This is a genomic window from Actinoallomurus rhizosphaericola (genome assembly GCF_024055675.1).
Lineage (GTDB): Bacteria > Actinomycetota > Actinomycetes > Streptosporangiales > Streptosporangiaceae > Actinoallomurus > Actinoallomurus soli.
Map to the genome: position 1 here is coordinate 1 of NZ_JAMXMW010000051.1, position 1,625 is coordinate 1,625.

Genomic DNA, 1,625 nt, shown 5'->3' on the forward strand with positions numbered 1-1,625 from the left:
ATAGCTGTGGGGAGCCTGCTCCTCGATCGCCGCGAAGACCACCCCCCGCACCCCCGGACTGACGTTGCGCAGGTCGCGCCCGGTCAGCGGGCGTTGCTCCATGCGCTGTATGAGGGTGGCGGCCTGCCGAAGCACCGCGTTCCCGGCATCGGCCGGGTCGGCACCCTCGACGATCGACCAGTACCGTGTCCCGGCCGGTACGTCCTCCACCCGGCCGTATCTGGTGCTTCTTCCGTCACGCCACGTCACGTACGTGCCGGGAGCCTGCGCCTCGATCGCCGCGAAGACCACCCCCCGCACCCCCGGATTAACGTGGCGCAGGTCCTCCCCGGTTAGCGGCCGTTGCTCCATACGCTGTATGAGGGCGTCGGCCTGCCGGAGCACTGCGTCTCCGACATTGGCCGGGTCGGCATCGACGATCGACCAGGACGGTGTCCCGGCCGGTACGTCCTCCACCCGGCCGTACATGGTGAATCTTCCCTCACGCCACGTCACATACCTGCCGGGAGCCTGCTCCTCGATCGCCGCGAAGACCGCCCCGCGTACCCCCGGACTGACGTTGCGCAGGTCGCGCCCGGTCAGCGGGCGTTGCTCCATGCGCTGTATGAGGGTGGCGGCCTGCTGGAGCACCACGTCTCTGGCATTGGCCGGGTCGGCACCCTCGACGATCGACCAGTACGACGTCCCGTCCGGTACGTCCTCCACCCGGCCGTACCTGGTGGTTCTTCCCTCATGCCATGTCACGTACGTGCCGGGAGCCTGCGCCTCGATCGTCGCGAAGACCACCCCCCGCATCCCCGAACTAACGTGGCGCAGGTCATGCCCGGTCAGCGGGCGTTGCTCCATGCGCTGTATGAGGGCGTCGGCCTGCCGGAGCACTGCGTCTCCGACATTGGCCGGGTCGGTCGACGATCGACCAGGACCGTGTCCCGTCCGGTACGACATCCACCCGGCCGTACCTGGCGGTTCTTCCCTCACGCCACGTCACATACCTGCCGGGAGCCTGCTCCTCGATCGCCGCGAAGACCGCCCCACGCGCCCCCGGATTGACGTCGCGCAGGTCCTCCCCGGTCAGCGGGCGTTGCTCCATGCGCTGTATGAGGGTGGCGGCCTGCCGACGCACCGCGTTCCCGGCATCGGCGGCGGGGTCGACACCCTCGACGATCGACCAGTACGACGTCCCGTCCGGTACGTCATCCACCCGGCCGTACATGATGGCTCTTCCTTCACTCCACGTCACGTACGTGCCGGGTGCCTGCTCCTCGATCGCCGCGAAGACCGCCCCACGCGCCGCCGTACTAACGTGCAGGTCGTGCCTGGTCAGCGGGCCTTGCTCCATACGTCGTCTGAGGGTGGCGGCCTGCTGGAGCATCGCGTCTCCGGCATCGGCGGCGGGGTCGGCACCCTCGACGATCGACCAGTGCGATGTCCCGTCCGGTACGTCATCCACCCGGCCGTACATGGTGGTTCTTCCCTCACGCCACGTCACATAGCTGTGGGGAGCCTGCTCCTCGATCGCCGCGAAGACCGCCCCACGCGCCGCCGTACTAACGTTGTGCAGGTCGTGCCCGGTCAGCGGACCTCGTTCCATGCGCCCGATGAGCTCGGCTGCCCGCTCCCCGGCG

Annotated in this window: 2 protein-coding genes; both read right to left on the minus strand. The window is 68.9% G+C overall.

Features of this window, described 5'->3' with window-relative positions; translation table 11 throughout:
- The coding region (locus tag NE234_RS44050; protein ID WP_252787139.1) for a hypothetical protein at positions 1–846 on the minus strand (846 nt) is incomplete at its 3' end.
- A partial coding sequence (locus NE234_RS44055) for a hypothetical protein (protein WP_252787140.1) occupies positions 818–1,625 on the minus strand: 808 nt, incomplete at its 5' end. The genes NE234_RS44050 and NE234_RS44055, both read right to left, overlap by 29 nt.